Source organism: Kitasatospora sp. NPDC004289 (assembly GCF_053602875.1).
Genome location: NZ_JBSGEL010000105.1, coordinates 1 through 18,453 on the forward strand (window position 1 = coordinate 1; position 18,453 = coordinate 18,453).

Consider the following 18,453-nt stretch of genomic DNA (forward strand, 5'->3'; position numbering starts at 1 on the left):
TGTTTTCCACGTCGCCGGGACACCGGGGACGAGGTCGGAGAGCAGAAGCCGCAAGGCCGCCGCCCGCACGGGCGCGGTCCTGCGCGGCGCCTGACGCTCCGCTGCCCGGAAGGGCCCGCCTCCCGCTCTGGGGGGCGGGCCCTTCCGCATGTGGCTCGGCGGGGCAGCGACCCAGGGGCGCGAGGAACTGCGCGCAGGGGAACGGCAGCACGTGCAACTGGCTCGCCTGCCCCGACCTGGCTCTGGTCCGCCTTCCGTACTCGCGCAGTTCCCCGCGCCCCCGGCATCACCACCCAGTGCGCCCGCGTCACCCGGACGCCGTCGCGTCGTGGTCGGTCGTGTGCGGTGCGTCGTGCCTAGCCTCGTGGTGGGGCGACGCGAGGAGGCGGCATGCGGATGTTGGCGGCGGTTGGCGGCTGTGTGCTGCTGTTGACGGCGTGCGGCGCCCAGGTGGAACGTTCCTCCTTGAGCGTGCCGGAGGCTCCCGTCAGCGTTGCTCCCAGCCCCACCCCGGAGGAGCCGTCCCCCAGCCCCGGCCCGGGGGAGTCCGACGTGGCTCCGCTGGCGCCGCAGCTCGTCCTGGCGCAGCCCGCCGCACCTCAGCGGCCCGACTGCGCGAGGGACCTGAGCCGGGATCAGCTCCCGGCCACGTACGGCGAGGGCCCGGCGGTCTGGCTCAGCAGTGCCGCCAACGGCCCGGTGGAGCTGCGGCTGACCGAACCCGTCGCGCTCTGCCTGCACGGCTTCCGGGCGGGCGAGGAGGTCGCGGTCACGCTCTCCGTGGGCGGTCGGAGCTTCCGCACGGGTGTCCGCCCCGAGGAGGCGGCGGTGCCGGAGGGCGAGGAGCCGGCCGAGGCGCTGTTCGGCGGGGCGGGGTTGTCGGTGTACGGGGAGGACGGTGGCGTGCAGGGCAGCCGGGCCTGGCTGCTGGTACCGCCGAACGTGCCCCGGGAGGCTCTTGCCAAGGAGGGGTCCTTCCAACTCACTGCCCAACAGGGGGCGTTGACGGCCACTCATGGCCAGGGCATCGCCCTGCCGGACCACCCGGCGGGCGTCGCCGCGGCCGGCAGCCCGCGCCAGCTGGTGGTTTCCGGCTACCACCCCGGCGAACTGGTGCCCGTCGGACTGTACCGGCGCAGTGACGCGGGGGACGCGGCGCAGCTGGTGAGCCGGGTGGGGGAGGTGGTGATGCCGGTCTCCCGGGTCGCGGTCTTCGCCGTTCCGGAGGCTGCCGTCCCTGCGGACGGGGCGGCCTACTGCGTGATGGTGCCGGCGGAGGTGCCCGGCAACTGCCCCAAGGTTTGAGTGAGTTGTGGTGCCCTTGCTCTTGCGGGCGAGGGCGGAGCACGGTTCAATCTGTCTCCGTTAGGAAAGTTTCCTAATCGCCGCTTCCCCCCACGGAGTCAGCCATGCCTGTCGTGCGCCGCCGTACCGCGATCACCGGCCTCCTCGCCGCCGCCGTCTCCCTCTCCCTGGTGGGCGGTACCTCCGCCCAGGCCGCCGGGGCCGGGCTGGACGACCCGGCGAAGAAGGAGATCGCGATGAAGCTGGTCTCCAGCGCCGAGAACTCCTCGCTGGACTGGAAGGCCCAGTACAAGTACATCGAGGACATCAAGGACGGCCGGGGTTACACCGCCGGGATCATCGGTTTCTGTTCCGGCACCGGCGACATGCTCGACCTGGTCGAGCACTACACCGACCTCAAGCCCGGCAACATCCTGGCCAAGTACCTCCCGGCCCTGCGCAAGGTGAACGGCACCGAGTCGCACTCCGGCCTCGGCTCCGCCTTCGAGCGGGACTGGGCCACCGCGGCCAAGGACTCGGTCTTCCAGCAGGCCCAGAACGACGAGCGCGACCGCGTCTACTTCAACCCGGCGGTCAAGCAGGCCAAGTCCGACGGCCTGCGCGCGCTCGGCCAGTTCGCGTACTACGACGCCATCGTGATGCACGGCAACGGCGGCGACTCGACCAGCTTCTCCAACATCCGCAAGCGCGCCCTCGCCAAGGCCAAGACCCCGGCCCAGGGCGGCGACGAGACCACCTACCTGAACGCCTTCCTGGACGCCCGGGTCTGGGCGATGCAGCAGGAGGAGGCGCACAGCGACACCAGCCGGGTGGACACCGCCCAGCGGGTCTTCCTGAAGGCCAAGAACTTCGACCTCAACCCGCCGCTGAAGTGGAAGGTCTACGGCGACAGCTTCAGCATCAACAGCTGACGGTAACGTTTGGAAATCCGCTGCGCCGCTGTGATCACATGACCGTTCCGGTCCCCCGGACGGTGGGGGCACAGTGAACGGGATCGCGGCGTGAACTCCGAACAGAGCAGTCCTCCTCCGTCCTCGCCGTGGCAGGCACCGCCGCAGTGGCAGGAGGCCCCGGCTCCGCCGGTCGTCCTCCGGTCGCTGCGCGGTCCTGCGGTGGCGGCGATGGTGATGCTGGGGCTGGTGGTGCTGGTCGACCTGCTGGACGCCTTCGTCTCGCTGGTGGTCCGGGCGGACTTCCAGCGCCTGGTGGACGACCCCGGCCTGCCGGGCGACCTCGCGGTGGTGGACGAGGTGGTCGGCGCGACGGTCTCGATGGTGTCCATGGTGGCCTTCGTCGTCTGCGGCCTGGTCTTCCTCTTCTGGTTCCACCGGGCCCGCGGCAACGCGCCGGCGCTGGCGCCCTGGCAGCGGCAGAGCCGGTCGCCGGGTTGGACGGTGTGGGGGTGGATCGTCCCCGTGGTGTCGTTCTGGTTCCCCTACCAGATGACCCGGGACGTCTGGCGGGCCACCGCCCCGCAGGAGGGCCCCGCGCCCACCACCGGTCTGCTCCGCTGGTGGTGGGCGCTCTGGCTGGTGGCCCAGGGGGCCGGGATGGTCGACGCCCAGGTGTACGGCGCCGCGAGGGAGCCTGCCGAGTACGTGCTCAGCTTCTCCCTGGCGGCTGCCACCGACCTGCTGGACGCGGTCGCGGCGGTGCTGGCGATCCTGGTGGTCCGCCGGCTGACGGCGCTTCAGACCGCCGCGACTGCCCGGTACGCCGCCGGGCCGCAGGTGTCCTGGGAGTGGGCGGCATCCGGTCGGCAGCCGTAACGGCTGACGGGCCGCAGAGCCCCGGGGTGGTGTGGGCCGCCCCGGGGCTCCGTCGTGTCGTCAGCAGCCGTTCAGCACCGAGGAGAGCGCGGACTTCTCGGCGCTGTCCACCGTCAGGCCGTAGTAGTACTTCACCTGCACCCAGGCGCGGGTGTAGGTGCACTGGTAGGCGGCGCGCGGCAGCCAGGTGGACGGGTCCTGGTCGCCCTTGCTGCGGTTGCTGCTCGCGCTGACGGCGATCAGCTGGGGGCGGGTCAGGTCGTTGGCGAAGGCCTGGCGCTGGGCGGTGCTCCAGGCCCAGGCGCCGGAGCGCCAGGCCTCGGCGAGCGGCACCATGTGGTCGATGTCCAGGCTGCCGGAGGCGGTGAAGGTGACCGCGTCGTACTGGCTGTACCAGCTGCCGGAGACGGAGGCGCAGGCCGAGTCGGTGGTCACGTTGGAGCCGTCCCGCTTGAGGACCGTCTCGCGGGTGTTGCAGGTGCCCGAGATGGTGATCCAGTGCGGGAAGAGCGCCCGGTCGTAGGTGGACTCGTGGGACGGGGCGGCGACGGTCAGCGAGGCCAGGTAGCTGCGCGCGGTGGCGGCCGAGACGGGGGTCGGCAGGGCCGCCTGGGCGGGTGCGGCGCTGGTCAGCAGGGCGGCGGCGGCCAGCAGCGCGGCGCCGGCGGTGGCGAGGGCACGGCGGAATCGGGGCATGGCGAACTCCAGCATGGTGAGGGGGAGTTGACGGCCCGAAGGATCCGGGCGGCGGAGCCCCGCCATCATGGGGCAGCCGCTGTTTACGCGGGTAGACCCCGGAGGTGAATTTCTCGCTCCGGACGTTCACAGCGGATGCGCGTGCGCCGGGTGGCGGTGATCCTTGGAAGGTCCCGCCACGCTCCACAGGGAAGGACCGCACCGTGTTCGAGAAGCTGAAGAGCATGATCAAGGGCCACGAGGACACCGCCCGCACCGGCGTCGACAAGGCCGGCGACATGGTGGACGAGAAGACCGGCGGCAAGTACTCCGGCCAGGTCGACACCGCCCAGCAGAAGATCAACGAACAGCTCGGCACCCAGGAGCCGCCCGCGCCGCAGTAGGCCCGGGGAAAGCGACGGAGGCCGGAACCCGAGAAGCGGGTTCCGGCCTCCGTCGTGCGCGCGTGGAGGAACTCAGGCGGCGGTGTAGTCGTAGAAGCCCCGGCCGGACTTGCGGCCGAGCAGGCCCGCGTCGACCATCCGGGAGAGCAGCGGGGGAGCGGCGTACAGCGGCTCCTTGTACTCGTCGTACATCGACTCGGCGATCGAGACGATGGTGTCCAGGCCGATCAGGTCGCACAGGCGCAGCGGGCCCATCGGGTGGGCGCAGCCGGCCTCCATGCCCTTGTCGATGTCGGCGGCGGTGGCGACGCCGGACTCGAACATCCGCACCGCCGAGAGCAGGTACGGGACCAGCAGGGCGTTGACCACGAAGCCGGCCCGGTCGCGGGCGCGGATCGGCTCCTTGCCGAGCACCTGGACGGCGAAGGCCTCGGCCCGGGAGGTGGTCTCGGCGGAGGTGGTCAGGGTCGGGATGACCTCGACCAGCCGCTGCACCGGGGCGGGGTTGAAGAAGTGCAGGCCGATGACCTGCTCCGGGCGGGAGGTGGAGGCGGCCAGCTTCACGATCGGGATGGAGGAGGTGTTGGAGGCCAGGATGGCGTCCCGGCGCTCGACCACCTGGTCCAGGGTCTGGAAGATCTTGGTCTTGATCTCCTCCTGCTCGGCCACCGCCTCGACCACCAGGTCGCGGTCGGCGAAGTCGGCGAGGTCGGTGGTGAAGGAGATCCGCGACAGGGTCTCGTCCCGCTGCTCCTCCGTCAGCTTGCCGCGCCGGACGGCGGTCTCCAGCGAGTTGGTCAGGCGGGTCCGGCCGAACTCCAGGGCCTCGCCGGTCGCCTCGGAGACCAGCACCTCCAGCCCGGAGCGGGCGAAGACCTCGGCGATGCCCGAACCCATCAGTCCGCAGCCGACTACCCCGACGCGCGCGATGTCACTCACTCAGTTGCCCTTCACGGTGGAGCTGGGGGTGGCCCAGCGTGCTCTGACGGGTGGTGCGCCGGTGTCGTGGCCGTACGCGCCGCCCGGACGACCGTACTACCCGGCTACCAGCGAGTACATCTCGGTCCGTCATGTGATCCCGCCCTCGTCGAGCCGCGCGGGGCGTGGGCCGATCGGATGACAAGCGGCCCGGTGATCCGCCGCGCGCCCCCGGCGGGCCCGAAGAATCGGCCGGAGGGAGTGCAGGCAGTCGGAGGAGGGAGCAGGTCACCATGCCGACCGGATCGCTGGTAGGGCAGGTCGCGCTGATCACCGGGGCCGGTCGGGGCATCGGGCGGGAGCTGGCCGTCGGGCTGGCCGCGGAGGGGATGGCGGTCGGGCTGCTCGGCCGCAACCACGGGACCCTGACCGAGACGCTGCGGGAGTGCGTCAGACACGGGGCGCGCGGGGTCGCGGTGACGGCGGACGTCACCCGGCACGGCTCGGTGCGGGAGGCCGTCCGCGCGGTGGAGCGCGACCTCGGACCGGTGGACTTCCTGGTCAACAACGCCGGGCAGGTGGACCGCGAGGAGGTCCCGCTCTGGGAGACCGACCCCAACCAGTGGTGGCAGGTGGTGGAGACCAACCTGCGCGGCCCCTACAACCTGCTGCGCACCGTGCTGCCCGGCATGGTCGAGCGGCGGCGCGGCCGGGTGGTCAACCTCAACTCCGGCTTCGCGCTGCGCCCCGACGGCCACTACACCGCCTACGCCACCTCCAAGGGCGCGCTGCTGAAGCTCTCCGACAACATCGCCGACTCGCTGGCCGAGAAGCACGTCGTGGTGCTGGACATCAGCCCCGGGGCGGTGGCCACCGCGATGACGGCCGGGATGCCGATGTTCCGGGACATGAAGGCCTGGGGCTCCATCCCGTACATGGTGGCCGTCACCGTGGACGCCGCCCGGGGCCGCTTCGACGCCCTGCACGGGCGGTTCATCCACGCCGGGCGGGACAACCTGGAGCTGCTCTGCTCCCGGGCCGAGCGGATCCGCGAGTCGGACGCCCGGACGCTGCGGCTGCGCCCGTACGGCGAGGACGACCCGATGGCCTGAGGGCCGCCCGGCCCCGACGCGGCGTCAGGAGGCGGGCGCCGTCCAGCCGGTGGCCTCCTTCCAGGCGGTGTGGCCGCCGTGCACCTTGGCCCAGAGGCGGTCCCGCTCGGCCTCGTCCAAGCCCTCGGGGCCGTCCAGCACCAGGCCGAACGGGCCGGTCAGCAGGGCGAACCAGGCCTGGCGGTCGGCGACCTCGGTGACCGTGCGGACGCCGTCCGCGCCGGTGCGCACCCGCACGCAGCCGCGCAGCGCGTCGAGGGCCTCGGCCTCCCGGCGCAGCACCGTCGACACCTGGACGAACGGCGATTCCGGCGAGGTGGAGAGCCGCTCGTGCTGCTCCAGGAAGTCCGCCGTCACGGCCGGCCCCGGGCGGAAGTCCATGCCGGTGAAGGAGCCGAGCGGGTCGTGCGCCAGGCGCCAGCCGCCGGGCTCGGCCGCCGAGGGCGCCAGGCCCAGGGCGAGCGGGGCCTGACGGTACGTCCCCTCGCGCAGCGGCAGCGGCTCGTGCAGCGCGTCGCCGAGGCCGACGTCCACCAGGAACTCCCGGCCCTCGCAGCGCACGGTCAGCACCAGGTGGTTGGCGTTGGCCCCGGCCGGGTCCTCCGGGGTGTTCTGCACCCCGCCCACGTGCCGGCGGACGTCGTAGCCGAGCGAGGTCAGCAGCGCGCCGAAGGCCCCGTTCAGGTGGAAGCAGTAGCCGCCGCGGCCGGCGGCTATCCGGCGGGCCGCGTCGGCCGGGTCGATGGTGGTCCGGCGGCCGATCTGGATGTCCAGGGTCTCGTACGGGACCCGCTCGACGTGCGCCCGGTGCAGGGCGAACAGCGCGGCCACCGTCGGGTGGCTCGGGCGCTCCGCGCCGAGGTGCGCCAGGTAGCCGGCGACCAGCGGCTCGGGCAGGGCGGCGGGCCGCGGCTGCTCCGGCTCCTTCGCCGGCGGGTTCGGCCCGGCGAGCGCCTCGGCGTCGGCCACCCGCCGGTAGCCCTCGCGCAGCGGGCCGCCGCAGTGCTCCAGCACCTCGGCCACCGCCGCCGTGAACTCCCGGCCGGCGCCGCCCGCGAGCAGGGCCCGGTAGCCGTCGAGCAGGCGCCCGCCCAGCGCGGGGTGGGCCGCGCGCAGCATCCGGGGCATCCACTTGCCCTTGCCCTGCCAGTGGCCGCCGGTGGAGAGCAGCAGCTCGGCGGCGCGCTCCAGCACCAGGGCGGCGACCACGGCCCGCTCGTCCTCGGGCCGCTCGTCGAGCAGGTCGTCGTACAGGTCGGTCAGCATGTACCGCCTGGTCTCCAGCGCCTCGGCGGTGGCGGGGGCCGGACCGGCGGCGAGCAGCCGGGCGGCCTCGGCGCGCAGCTCGGAGGCGGTGCCGTCGGCGTCCAGCAGGGTCAGTCCGGTGGCGCACATGGAGATCAGCGAGGGGACGGCGTTGACCCGGTCCCAGTCGAAGAAGGCCCGGGTCGAGGACGGGGTCTGGACGAACAGCTCGACCGGCCAGCCCTCGTGACGGGTCGTCTCCCGGTACACCTCGTACCCCTCGGGGCGGACGACGACCAGGTCGAGGTCGGAGCCGGCCGTCGCCTCCCCCCGGGCGGTCGAGCCGCCGAGGTAGGCCGCCACCGCCTCCGGGTACGCCGACTTGACCAACTGCTGCGCCACCGCGAGGGGATCGTCCATGGCGGAGATGATCGCCCACGACCCCTGCTCCGCGCAGCCGATTTGCGCGGCCCGACGGGGGCCGGGGAGGTTCGGGGGGCTCAGGTCAGCTCGCCGGCCAGCAGGTCCATCAGCAGGCCGTCGTGCCAGGTTCCGTCCGCCCCGCGCTCGTACTGCCGCATCACGCCGACCGGGCGGAAGCCGACCTTGGCGTAGCAGCGGATCGCGGCCGCGTTGTCGGCCGCCGGGTCGATCACCAGGCGGTGGTGGCCGAGTGCGGTGAGCAGGTGGCGGGCCAGGGTGCGGACGGCGTCGGTGCCCAGGCCCCGGCCGTGCACCGAGGGGTCGAGGAAGACGTCGATCCCCGCGTGCCGGTACTCCGGGTCGTTCTCGGCGTACCACTGCACCGCGCCGACCACCCGGCCCCCGGCCTCGACCGCGAACACCTCCGTCTCCGGGTCGGCCAGGTCCTCCGCCACCTCGGCGGCCAGGTCGGCCTCGCCGCGCCAGCGGGCCCGGACCTCGGGGGTGCCCCGGATCTCGGCGAGCCGGGGCACGTCGTCGGCGACGGCGGGGCGGAGCGTGACGGCATCGCCGTGCAGGATGGTGGCCATGCTCCGGACGATAGGCCTTGTGGCGGTGACACGCCGTCAGGACGCCCCGGGCCGGTCGGGCGGTCCGGCCGGTTCGGCCGGTTCGGATAGCCTGAGGGCACGATGGAGAGCTTCACGACGCCCTGGGGCGAGTTCGAACTCAGCCGCTTCCCCGAGGACCCGCGGGACCGGCTGCGGGCCTGGGACGCGGCCGACGAGTACCTGCTGCGGCACCTGGCCGGGATCGACGGCGCGCCGCCGGTGCCCCTGACGGGCCGTCCGGTGGTGCTCGGCGACCGCTGGGGCTCGCTGGTCACCGCGCTGGCGCAGCACCGCCCGGTGCAGGTCTCGGACTCCCACCTGGGCCGGCAGGCCACCCGGGCCAACCTGGCCCGGGCCGGGGTCGAGCCGGGCGCGGTCGAGCTGCTCACCACCCAGGACCCGCCGCCGGAGCGGATCGACGTCCTGCTGGTCCGGGTGCCCAAGAGCCTGGCCCTGCTGGAGGACCAGCTGCACCGCCTGGCCCCGGCCGTGCACGCCGGCACGGTGGTGGTCGGCACCGGCATGGTGACCGAGATCCACACCTCCACGCTCCAGCTCTTCGAGCGGATCCTCGGCCCGACCAGGACTTCGCTGGCCGTCCGCAAGGCCCGCCTGATCTTCTGCACCCCCGACCCGGAGCTGCCCCGCGGTGCCAACCCCTGGCCGCTGCGCTACGAGCTCCCGGCCGGGATCGGGGCGGTCTCCGGACGGACCGTCACCAACCACGCGGGCGTGTTCTGCGCGGACCGCCTCGACATCGGCACGCGCTTCCTGCTCGGCCACCTGCCGCCGACCGTCGGCCCGCTGCGGATCGCCGACCTCGGCTGCGGCAACGGCGTGGTCGGCACCGCCGCCGCCCTGGCCAACCCCGAGGCAGAGCTGCTCTTCGTCGACGAGTCCCACCAGGCGGTGGCCTCGGCCGAGACCACCTTCCGGGACGCGCTGGGTCCGGAGGCGAAGGCGGAGTTCACCGTCGGCGACGCCCTCACCGGCGTCGAGCCCGGCTCGCTCGACGTGGTCCTGAACAACCCGCCCTTCCACAGCCACCAGGCCACCACCGACGCCACCGCCTGGCGGATGTTCACCACCGCCCGCCGGGCGCTGCGCCCGGGCGGCGAGCTCTGGGTGATCGGCAACCGGCACCTGGGCTACCACGTCAAGCTGAAGAAGCTCTTCGGGAGCTGCGAACTGGTCGCCAGCGACCGCAAGTTCGTGCTGCTGAGGGCCGTCCGCCGGTAGGGCAGGCCCGGCTCCGGGCGCCTCAGCGCCGCCAGTACAGGTGGTGGGTCACGCCGCTCGGGCTGGGCACGACGTCCCGGTGGAAGCGGTCGAGCAGCTCGTCCGGCGACTCCCAGAGCTTCAGCCCGGTGCCGAACTCCAGGGGCGAGACCACCACGTGCAGGGTGTCCACCAGGTCGGCGTCCAGGAACCGGCGGATGGTGGAGACCCCGCCGCCGAGGCGGACGTCCTTGCCGTCCGCCGCCTCCTTGGCCAGCTGCAGCACCTCGTCCGGTTCGCCGGAGACGAAGTGGAAGGTGGTGTCGGAGAGGGTGAACGCGGGGCGCAGGTGATGGGTCATCACGAACACCGGGGTGTGGAACGGCGGCTCCTCGCCCCACCAGCCGCGCCACTCCTCGTCCTGCCAGGGCCCGCGCTGCGGCCCGAACTTGTTCCGGCCCATGATCTCGGCGCCGATGCCCCGCGCGTAGTCCCGGAGGAACAGGTCGTCCAGGCCCCGGCTGCCGCCGGGGCCGGAGCGCAGCGGCCAGCTGGCGGTGGCGCCGGCCCAGGCGAACAGCTTCCCCGGGTCGACGTGTCCGAACGGACGCTCCAGCGTCTGGTCCTCGCCCGCGCCGATCCCGTCGGCGGAGACGTTGAAGTTCTGGACCCTCAGCAGCTGCGGCACGCTTCTCCTCCTGCGGTCGTCGGTACCGACGACGGTACGGCCCCGGTCGGACAGCGGTCGTGCCAACCCGCCGGGGCCCTGAGGGGGAGTCAGGCGCCGTACACCTCGGCCAGGAAGGCCTCGACGACCTCGGTGTAGAGCTCCGGGCGCTCCATCGCGGGGATGTGGGCGGTGTCCGGGAGGTCGGCGACCCGGCCGTGCGGGGCGGCCTGGGCGAAGGGGCCGGCCAGCGAGATCAGGGCGGGGGAGTCCAGGGCGCCGTTGGCGGCCAGCACGGGGACGGTGACCTCGCCGGCCCGGCCCAGGGTGGCGGAGACCTGGACGTGGTGGTTGGGCTCGTCCGGAGTGTGCTTCATGATCGTGCGCAGCGCCATGTCCCGGCGGCGGCGCACCAGTTCGGGGTCGAGGTCGGTGACCTCGCGGTACGGGCCGGCGATCCAGAGGGCGAGCGAGTCGAGCCAGCCCTCGATGTCGCCGGACATCAGGGCGGTGCTGTTCACCACGTGGCCCGCCTCGTTCCACGGGTCGGTGACGGTGGGCTCGTGGGTGCCGCCACCGCTGATCAGGATCCCGGCGACCAGCTCGGGGTGCTCCAGCACCGTCTCCACCGCGATCGTGCCGCCCATCGAGAGGCCGACCAGCACGGCGGGGCCCAGGTCGAGGTGGCGCAGCAGGGCGGCCAGGTCGTCGCACTGGCGGAACGGGCCGGTCGCGTTGGCCGAGGCGCCGTGGCCCCGGGCGTCCGGGGCGATCACCCGGTAGCGGGCGGAGAGGGCGTCGACCTGGGCGTCCCACATGGTGAAGTCCATGAATCCGCCGTGCAGCAGCACGACGGGGCGGCCGGAGCCCGCGTCGCGGTAGGCGAGGGGGCCGTCCCCGGACTCGAAGGTGCGGACGGTGTCGGCGTAGGACTGCTCGGTGGCGTTCGTCATGACAACCAAGGTGCCATGTCTACGGGAGAATGACAACCAGGTTGTCATTCTTCTCGGAAAATTGGCACCTCGGGTGTCATGATGGACGGGTGACCGACACCGACGCTCCCCGTGAACCCGAACCCGATCTCGCCCCCCGGTTGATGGAGGTCTTCGCCCTGGTCGGCCCGCTCTACCGGCGGGTCCAGCGCAAGGTCGAGACGGACGTCCCCGAACAGGGCCTGTCCGTCGGCGTCCGGGCCGTCCTCGACCTGCTCCGCGAGCACGGGCCGATGACCGTCCCCCAGATGGGCCGGGCCCAGGCGCTCAGCCGTCAGTTCGTCCAGCGGATGGTCAACGACGCGCTCGCGGACGGGTTGGTGGAGGCCATCCCCAACCCGGCCCACCAGCGCTCCTCGCTGATCCGGCTGACCGACGGCGGCCGTGCCGCCATCACCGCCGTGCTGGACCGTGAGCACGGGCTGCTGCGCCACATCGGCGGGGACGTCACTGCGGCCGACGTCGAGACCACCGTCCGGGTGCTCGGCCGGATGCTGGAGCTCTTCGAGGACGTGGACGTGAACTGACGGGCGCTCAGAGCGTCGGCGCGGCCTCCTCGACGAGGAAGTCCCCCGGGCCCGGCTCCTGCTCGGCGAACACCTCGCCGGCCGCCAGCCGGGCCCGCAGCCGCAGCACCGCACCGGGCGCCACCCCCGCCAGCTGCGCCGGGCGGACGGCGATCCCGAAGGCCTGGCCCACCCGGGGCGAGAGCAGGTCGGCGAAGCCCGGCACCGGGGTGGCCGAGAGCAGCTCCACCTGGGCGAGCCGCCAGTCCGGCAGCCGGGGGTGCGGGCCCGCGCTCACCAGCCGGGCCCGCAGCGCGGTCAGGTTCTCCATCGACGCGACCATCGGCTCATGCCTCCACGGTGGTGCGGGCCCCGGCCAGCAGCGCGGCCAGGGCGGCGGCGATCGGCAGGCCGGTGTGCGATTCGTAGTAGCTGTAGGCGGGCATCGGATTCACCTCGAAGCACACCCAAGCACCGTCCGGCCGCCGCCGCAGGTCGATCCCGGCCAGCGGCAGACCCAGCGCGGCGGCCAGCGCCACCGACCGCTCCGCCACCGCCTCCGGCAGCTCGTACGCCGTCAGCTCGGCCCGCCGGCCGTCCCGGTGGGCGTAGCGGTAGTCGACGGCGGTGCTCTCCACCTCGGCGGCGAACACCTCCCGGCCGACCACGTGCACCCGGACGTCCCGGCCCGGCACGTGGGCCTGGAACTGGGTCGGCAGGCCGCGCACCAGGTGCAGGCGTGACTCGTCGTCAGGGGTCAGCTCCCGCACGATCGAGCGGATGCCGCTGACCGACTTGTAGACCACCCGGCCGTGCTCGGCGCGGAACTCCCGCACCTCCTCCGGGTCGTCCGTCACCAGCGTCTCCGGCACCGGGAAGCCGGCGCGGGCGATCAGCTGGGCCTGGTACGGCTTGGACCCGTTGGACTCCATCGCGAGCGGACGGTTCACCACCAGGGCGTCGGCCCAGTCCAGCCAGTCGGTGAACCAGCGGTGGAAGGCCGCCGCCCGGGCCCGCGCCGCAAGGTCGTCCCCCGGGGCGGCCGGCAGCTCCAACGGGCGGGCGTAGACGGCCGAGACCTCGGCCAACGGCACCCGCCGCCCGTCCACGGCCACCAGCCCGGCCAGGCCGGTCCCGCAGACCAAGTCGTACCGGGCCAGCCGGGCCTGATCGATCACCAGGTGCTCGTACCCGGCCGCCCGGGCCGCCTCCACGGCCCGGGTCAGCGGCGGATCGTCGAGCAGCCCGTAGAAGAGGATCACCGCGCCACCTCCCGGACCGGGCCCCGCGGGCCGGCTGCGCCGGGCAGGGGCAGGGAGCGACGGTCGGCTTTCGGTGCGCCTGCGCCGGCGGTTGGGACGGCGACGGCGTCGTGTCCTGGCACCGGGTCGGCGGGAGGGTGGTCCGCGGGCCGGTCCGCCGGCGCCCGCTCCGCGCGCAGCCCTGTCGGGTCAGGCCCGAGCGGACCGCGGAGGCGCCGGCCCGGCGCTTCGCCGTCGGTGGCGGGACGGTCCGACGCCCCGGCGTCCTCCTGTCGTGTCGTCGGCCCGCCGCAGGCGGTGGCGGTGTCGTGGAGCCAGTCGGCGACGGCGGTGCGGTGGGACCCGGCGGTCAGGGGTGGGTGGAGGTCGACCTCGGTGAGGTGGCCGGTGGGGGTGAAGCGGAGCCCCAGGAGGGTGGTGCCGAGGCGGTCGGCGAGGAGTCTGGCGCGGGGGCCGTAGCGGGCGGCGGCGGGGCCGAGGAGGTGGGGGCCGCAGAGGAGGAGACCGGGCCCGGTGACCCGGGCGGGGTGGAGCTCGGCCGGGACGGGGGCGCCGGGGCCGCCGGGCCAGTCCAGCTCGCGGACCAGCCGCTCGTCGGGCCCGGCGGCGAGCAGGCCGCTCCGGGTGGCCCGGCCGGTGCGGGCCACCGGCAGGCCGAGGTGCCCGGCCAGCGCGAGGGCGGTGGCGGGGGAGAGCGCGCCCGGAGAGGTGCCGCAGGAGTGGTGCGGGCCGAGCACCCGGGGCCCGAGGCCGAGCAGCCAGCTGGCGAGCAGCGCGTACCGCTCGGCCCGGGCGTAGTCGTGGTCCTTGGCCGAGACGCCGGCCGCCCGGGTCAGCGGAAGGTGCGTCAGGCGGTGCAGCACCGCGCCCACCCCGTCGTCGGCGAGCCGCTCGCCGTCGGGCAGGGTGAGCACGGTGCGGGCGGCCCCGGCGGCGTCCACCCGGTGCGACCACCGGGCCCGGAGCAGCTCTCCGGGCCCGAGCAGCAGCACCCGTCCGCCGCCGGGCCGGCCGGCCAGGGCGCGGGCCACCGAGGCCGCACCCAGGTCGGTCCGGTCGGCCAGCACGAGGACCGTGCGGGGCGCCGCGGGGGCCGGGGTCACTGCGGGGGCAGGTTGTCGAAGGCCCGCTTGGCGGCCGGGTCACCGCCGGCCATGGCCTGCCGGAGGCCCTCGGTCTCCGGGTCGTAGACCGGGCCGCCCTGCAGGTCGGGGCGGAGCGAGGACCCGATGAACGGCTCGCCGCCGCCCGCGTCCTGACCGCCGTCCTGGCCACCCTGGCCGTACTGGCCGTACTGCTCGTCCTCGCCGCCCTGACCGCCCGTCAGGGCCTGCTCCACGGCGGCCAGCCGGGCCTGGAGGTCGAGCACCGCCTCGGTCAGCGGGTCGGTGTCCCCGCTGCTGCGCTCGAAGGGGAGCTTGGGCCGCTCGGGCCGCTTGTTCTCGACCCGGTCCTTGATGTCCTTGCGCTCCTTGAAGGGCTCCTTGACCTCCTTCCGGGCGTCCTTGCGCTCCTTGAACGGCTCCTTGAGGTCCTTGAGCCCGTCCTTCAGCTCCTTGCGGGCGTCCTTGAGCTCCTTGCCGCCGTCCTTGAGCTCCTTGACCAGCGGCTTGCCGCAGGAGACGGAGACGGTGGCGGTCATGCTGACCGCCGGGGCGGGGATGCCGGTGACGGAGACGCAGGTGTCGGCGCCCGCGTAGGACTTGGAGCTCGGCGTGCTGCCGGAGCTGAACTCCGTCCGCCCCGCGCTGCCCGGGTACGGGTCGCCGCCGTCGCCGCGGTTGCGGGCCAGCTCCAGGTCGCGGCGGTCGTCGGCCTGGACGAGGCCGACCTTGTAGTGGTTCTCGTCGGTGTTGCCCGGCTTGCTCTCGTCCACGTGCCAGATCAGCAGGCCGGCGCCGGGCAGCGAGACGTCGTAGCCGCTCTGCTGGCGGTTCTCCACCAGGAAGTACTCGTTGCCCCCGGCGCCGTCCTTCCAGAGCCGGTGGACGGTGTGGCTGGACTTGACGTCCTCGAAGGTGACCGGGCCGCCGGAGGTGACCACGGTGGCGCTGGCCCAGCCCTGGTTGACCTTGCACCAGGCGGACGGGTGGGTCGGCACGTCGCCCCCGCCGCCCCAGGAACCGCCGCCCATCAGGCACCAGTTGCCCACGCCCTCGGAGGTGCCGTCGGTGTCGTAGAGGTCGGGGAAACCGAACAGCAGGTGGCCCAGCTCGTGCGCGCAGACGCCGATCTTGGCGTCCTCGGGGATGGTGAGGTAGGCGAACACCTTGGTGCCGTCCACGTTCTGCACGTCGGGCAGGGTCCACTTGTGGGACCAGATGTCGCCAGGGGCGCCGGTGGCCTCCCCGCCGGAGCCGGCGTGCACCACGATGAAGGCGTCCACGAAGCCGTTGCCGTCGTTGTCGTACGGGGTGAAGTCCACCGTCGGGTCGGCGGCCAGCAGCGCGTCACGGGCCATCAGGTGGGCGCGGGGCTCCCCGGTGGGCCGGCCGATGCCGAAGTTCCCGTTGGCGTACCAGGCCAGCGTCTGCGGCAGCCGGAGCGGGCCGAGCACCTCGCCGACGATGTCGACCAGGCCGTGCGTCACCTCGCGGTAGTACTCGCGGACGGAGCCGTGCGGCAGCTCGCCGAGCGAGAAGAACAGCTTCTCGAAGTGCGCCTGATCGGCCGTCATGTGCTTGTCGGAGAAGTCCGCCAGGACGACCACGACCCGTACCGCGCCGCGCAGCGGGGCCCGCTCGGCCGCCGCCTGCTTGATCGTGGTGTACGGGGTGCCGAGCGGGAACTCCTCGGGCGGGAAGATGGCGCCGTCGTCGAAGCCGAGCCGGTGCGGCGTGCGCCCCACGGTGAACTGCCCGGCCAGTTCGTCCGGGCCGGAGCGCAGCCGGGCCAGCTCCTGCTGGAGCCGGTCGCGGAGCTCCGGGCTGGGTGCCACGGCGCAGAAGTCGGACCAGACGGCCCGGGCCGCGGTCGCGGCCTCGGCTCCGGTACCGGCTCCGGCTCTGGCGGCGGGGGTGGAGGGGGAAGGGGACTGGGGCATGGCGGCTCCCTCGGCAGCGGGCTGCGATCTGCTGACTACGCATGGTAGTGAGCCGAGCGCACGTGCGATACCGCCGTCCGGGGGAGCCGCCTCGGCGCACCCCTTGGCGCGCTGGCCCTGTTCGACGACGAATCGTTCCACCGGGCCGTGCGGTGCGAGGTGCCGGGTGCGAGGTGCCGGGTGCCGCCCGCGGGGGTCAGCCGCGGGCCGGCGTCTCCTCGGCGGGGCAGAGCACGTCGCCCGCCGGGCGGCGGCCGGTGGTGAGGAAGGCGGTCACCAGCCGGTCGCCGCAGGCGTTGCCGTTGGCGGCGTAGACGTCGTGGCCGCCGGAGTCGACCGCGACCATCCGGGCCCGGTGGCCGAAGGCCTGACGGAGCTTCAGGGCACCCGCGTACGGGGTGGCGGGGTCGCGCAGGTTCTGCGCCAGCAGGACGTTGGGCGGGCCGTCCGGGGTGATGCGGACGGGCGGCTCGGCGGGGGCGGGCCAGAACGCGCAGGGCATCACGTTCACCGGCATGCCCGCCGTGAGCGGGTGCTTCGCGCGGGACTCCGCGACGTCCCCGGCGATCGCGGCCGGGTCGCGCGGCCAGGCCACGTCGTTGCAGAGCACGCCGACCGAGACCGCCACGGTGTTCTGCAGCGCCCGGTCCGGCGGCAGCTGCGGCGCGGGCGGGGTGCGGCGCTCCAGCCCGGCCCGCATCAGCTGCGCCAGGGAGGGGAAGCGCTCGTCGTCGTAGAGGGTGTTGAGCAGCGCCTCGCGGAGCGCGTTCCCGTCCAGGGCCTCCGGGTTGGCGCCCGGCCAGGGCAGCGGCTCGCGGTCCAGCCGGGCGGCCAGCTCCAGGAAGAGCGGCCGGACCTGCTCGGGGCGCTCGGCCAGCCGCAGCGGGTTGTCCGGCGCGGCGGCCCAGCGGGCGAAGTCCGGGAACCGGTCCTCGGTGCCCGGCCCGAACGCGGCCAGCCAGCCCCGGCCGACCTTCGCCGGGTCCGGGTCGTCGTTGCTGTCCAGCACCACCCGGTCGGTGCGGTTCGGGAACATCGTGGTGTACACCGCCCCGGCGTAGGTGCCGTAGGAGATGCCCCAGAGCGAGAGCCTGCGCTCCCCGAGGGCCTCCCGGATCCGGTCGATGTCCCGGGCCTCGTTGGCGGTGGAGAGGGTGCGCAGCACCGGGCCGCCGTTGCGCAGGCAGGTCTCCGCGACCCGCCGGGCGGTGTCGGCGTTGGCGGTGGTCGAGCCGTCGGCGGCCGGCCAGGGGCGCAGCTTCGTCATCGACAGGTCCTCGTGCGCCAGCCCGCAGTCCACCGGCGTGCTCCGGCCGACCCCGCGCGGGTCGAAGCCGACCAGGTCGTACATCTCCCGCACCTCGGGCGGCAGTTGCTTCGCGGCCTTGGTCGGCCAGTCGACCGCCCCGCCGCCCGGGCCGCCGGGCACCATCAGCAGCACGCCGCGACGGCGCTCCGGCCGCTCGGCCGGGATCCGCGAGACGGCCAGGGTGATCCGCTGCCCGCCGGGATCGGCGTGGTCCAGCGGCACCTCGACGGTGGCGCACCGCTGGCGGGGGTCGAGGTCCTTGCCGGGGCAGCTGGTCCAGCTCGGGCGCTGCGGGGCCGCGTCGGCCCGGGGGACGGCGAGTCCGAGGAGCGAGGCGGCCACGGCGGTCGCGGCGGCGAGGGCGGCGATTCGATGCGTTGTCATGCCCCGAAGTCTTCTCCGAACGCCCCGCCCGCCCCATGCGGCCACCAGGCCACTCGGAGGTGGGGTTCTCCCCACCCCCGAACGGGAGTTGACCTTCCGTCAGGCGCAGTCGAAGCGCTGGGCGAACGGCCGGCCGGGGCAGCGGCGGCACTCGAACAGGTAGACCCCGCCCAGATCGCCCAGCGTCAGGCCGGGGCCCTCCGCCCGCGGATCCTCGTCGGCGGGCGTCCAGGCCGTGGACGACAGGGCGTCGCCCTCGGTGCTCTCGACGGTCAGCAGGTGCTCCATCGGCCGCCGGCAGACCGGGCACCGCGGAACATCGGGGTCCTGGCTCCAGCCCGGGTAGCCGCCCAGCTTGATGCCCGGTGCGGTGGAGAGGTGGTACTGGTAGGCCCAGCCGCGCTCCTCCTCCAGCCGGTCGAACCGCTCCTCCAGGGCGTCCCACAGCTCCTGCGGCAGGTCCCAGCTCGGGTACTCCGTCACCGCCTCCGGGTGCACGGTGCACGGCCGGGGCACGGCGAGGTCGTGGAGAAGGACGGCACCCGTCACAAGATCACCAAGGGCACCATCTACGTCCTGGACCAGCACGACCCGCACTACCTGATCGCCT

Annotated in this window: 19 protein-coding genes; 7 read left to right on the top strand and 12 right to left on the bottom strand. The window is 74.0% G+C overall.

Going from position 1 to position 18,453, the window contains the following annotated elements; translation table 11 throughout:
- Positions 1-552: 552 nt before the first annotated feature.
- From ACWEPF_RS37000 to ACWEPF_RS37010, 3 genes are all read left to right on the top strand, one after another.
- Positions 553-1,305: a hypothetical protein gene (locus ACWEPF_RS37000; protein ID WP_452176076.1), complete on the top strand. Its 753-nt coding sequence runs from the start codon at positions 553-555 to the stop codon at positions 1,303-1,305.
- 104 nt (positions 1,306-1,409) lie between these two features.
- Positions 1,410-2,216, top strand: a complete 807-nt coding sequence (locus tag ACWEPF_RS37005) for a chitosanase (RefSeq protein ID WP_380150364.1) — start codon at positions 1,410-1,412, stop codon at positions 2,214-2,216.
- Positions 2,217-2,306: 90 nt separating this feature from the next.
- A complete protein-coding gene (locus ACWEPF_RS37010) occupies positions 2,307-3,074 on the top strand; it encodes a DUF4328 domain-containing protein (protein ID WP_452176077.1) in 768 nt (255 codons plus the stop codon).
- Between the two features lie 60 nt (positions 3,075-3,134).
- On the opposite strand, the gene ACWEPF_RS37015 is transcribed toward ACWEPF_RS37010, so the two are convergent.
- Positions 3,135-3,770, bottom strand: a complete 636-nt coding sequence (locus ACWEPF_RS37015; RefSeq protein WP_449795116.1) for an HNH endonuclease family protein — start codon at positions 3,768-3,770, stop codon at positions 3,135-3,137.
- 203 nt (positions 3,771-3,973) lie between these two features.
- Between ACWEPF_RS37015 and ACWEPF_RS37020 the strand changes: the two genes are divergently transcribed.
- Positions 3,974-4,153 carry an antitoxin gene (locus ACWEPF_RS37020; protein ID WP_452176078.1) on the top strand — a complete coding sequence of 60 codons (180 nt, stop codon included), beginning with the start codon at positions 3,974-3,976 and terminating at the stop codon, positions 4,151-4,153.
- 72 nt (positions 4,154-4,225) lie between these two features.
- Here the strand turns inward: ACWEPF_RS37020 and ACWEPF_RS37025 are convergent, their stop codons facing one another.
- The gene (locus tag ACWEPF_RS37025) at positions 4,226-5,092 is read right to left on the bottom strand and encodes a 3-hydroxybutyryl-CoA dehydrogenase (RefSeq protein WP_380150360.1); all 867 of its coding nucleotides are present in this window, start codon (positions 5,090-5,092) and stop codon (positions 4,226-4,228) included.
- Positions 5,093-5,364: 272 nt separating this feature from the next.
- Here ACWEPF_RS37025 and ACWEPF_RS37030 point away from each other — a divergent pair, with 272 nt between their 5' ends.
- On the top strand, positions 5,365-6,183 hold the full coding sequence (locus ACWEPF_RS37030) for an SDR family NAD(P)-dependent oxidoreductase (protein WP_380150359.1): 819 nt from the start codon (positions 5,365-5,367) through the stop codon (positions 6,181-6,183).
- A 24-nt stretch (positions 6,184-6,207) separates the two neighbouring features.
- Here ACWEPF_RS37030 and ACWEPF_RS37035 read toward each other — a convergent pair whose 3' ends face one another.
- Together ACWEPF_RS37035 and ACWEPF_RS37040 are read right to left on the bottom strand one after the other, a co-directional pair.
- Positions 6,208-7,848 (bottom strand): arylamine N-acetyltransferase, encoded by a 1,641-nt coding sequence (locus ACWEPF_RS37035; protein WP_452176079.1) that lies wholly within the window; start codon positions 7,846-7,848, stop codon positions 6,208-6,210.
- 80 nt (positions 7,849-7,928) lie between these two features.
- On the bottom strand, positions 7,929-8,441 hold the full coding sequence (locus ACWEPF_RS37040) for a GNAT family N-acetyltransferase (protein WP_380150357.1): 513 nt from the start codon (positions 8,439-8,441) through the stop codon (positions 7,929-7,931).
- A 102-nt stretch (positions 8,442-8,543) separates the two neighbouring features.
- On the opposite strand from ACWEPF_RS37040, the gene ACWEPF_RS37045 reads away from it, so the two are divergent.
- Positions 8,544-9,701, top strand: coding sequence for a methyltransferase (locus ACWEPF_RS37045; protein WP_452176080.1), 1,158 nt, complete (start codon positions 8,544-8,546; stop codon positions 9,699-9,701).
- Between the two features lie 22 nt (positions 9,702-9,723).
- Here ACWEPF_RS37045 and ACWEPF_RS37050 read toward each other — a convergent pair whose 3' ends face one another.
- Entirely contained in the window at positions 9,724-10,368 is a 645-nt protein-coding gene (locus tag ACWEPF_RS37050; protein WP_452176081.1) for a dihydrofolate reductase family protein, read from the bottom strand.
- 89 nt (positions 10,369-10,457) lie between these two features.
- Positions 10,458-11,300, bottom strand: a complete 843-nt coding sequence (locus ACWEPF_RS37055) for an alpha/beta fold hydrolase (RefSeq protein ID WP_452176082.1) — start codon at positions 11,298-11,300, stop codon at positions 10,458-10,460.
- Between the two features lie 89 nt (positions 11,301-11,389).
- Here ACWEPF_RS37055 and ACWEPF_RS37060 point away from each other — a divergent pair, with 89 nt between their 5' ends.
- On the top strand, positions 11,390-11,866 hold the full coding sequence (locus tag ACWEPF_RS37060; RefSeq protein ID WP_452176083.1) for a MarR family winged helix-turn-helix transcriptional regulator: 477 nt from the start codon (positions 11,390-11,392) through the stop codon (positions 11,864-11,866).
- Between the two features lie 7 nt (positions 11,867-11,873).
- On the opposite strand, the gene ACWEPF_RS37065 is transcribed toward ACWEPF_RS37060, so the two are convergent.
- The 6 genes from ACWEPF_RS37065 to ACWEPF_RS37090 form a co-directional block, all read right to left on the bottom strand.
- On the bottom strand, positions 11,874-12,176 hold the full coding sequence (locus ACWEPF_RS37065; RefSeq protein ID WP_380150352.1) for a hypothetical protein: 303 nt from the start codon (positions 12,174-12,176) through the stop codon (positions 11,874-11,876).
- A 16-nt stretch (positions 12,177-12,192) separates the two neighbouring features.
- The gene (locus ACWEPF_RS37070) at positions 12,193-13,107 is read right to left on the bottom strand and encodes an ATP-grasp domain-containing protein (protein ID WP_449794873.1); all 915 of its coding nucleotides are present in this window, start codon (positions 13,105-13,107) and stop codon (positions 12,193-12,195) included.
- Positions 13,104-14,210: a hypothetical protein gene (locus ACWEPF_RS37075; RefSeq protein WP_452176084.1), complete on the bottom strand. Its 1,107-nt coding sequence runs from the start codon at positions 14,208-14,210 to the stop codon at positions 13,104-13,106. Before ACWEPF_RS37075 ends, ACWEPF_RS37070 begins: the two co-directional genes overlap by 4 nt.
- On the bottom strand, positions 14,207-16,150 hold the full coding sequence (locus ACWEPF_RS37080) for a M6 family metalloprotease domain-containing protein (RefSeq protein WP_452176085.1): 1,944 nt from the start codon (positions 16,148-16,150) through the stop codon (positions 14,207-14,209). The genes ACWEPF_RS37075 and ACWEPF_RS37080 overlap by 4 nt, the downstream gene beginning before the upstream one ends.
- A 196-nt stretch (positions 16,151-16,346) precedes the next feature.
- The gene (locus ACWEPF_RS37085) at positions 16,347-17,843 is read right to left on the bottom strand and encodes an alpha/beta hydrolase (RefSeq protein WP_452176086.1); all 1,497 of its coding nucleotides are present in this window, start codon (positions 17,841-17,843) and stop codon (positions 16,347-16,349) included.
- A 99-nt stretch (positions 17,844-17,942) separates the two neighbouring features.
- Complete coding sequence (locus ACWEPF_RS37090; RefSeq protein WP_452176087.1) at positions 17,943-18,326, bottom strand: hypothetical protein; 384 nt, start codon at positions 18,324-18,326, stop codon at positions 17,943-17,945.
- Between the last annotated feature and the right edge of the window lie 127 nt (positions 18,327-18,453).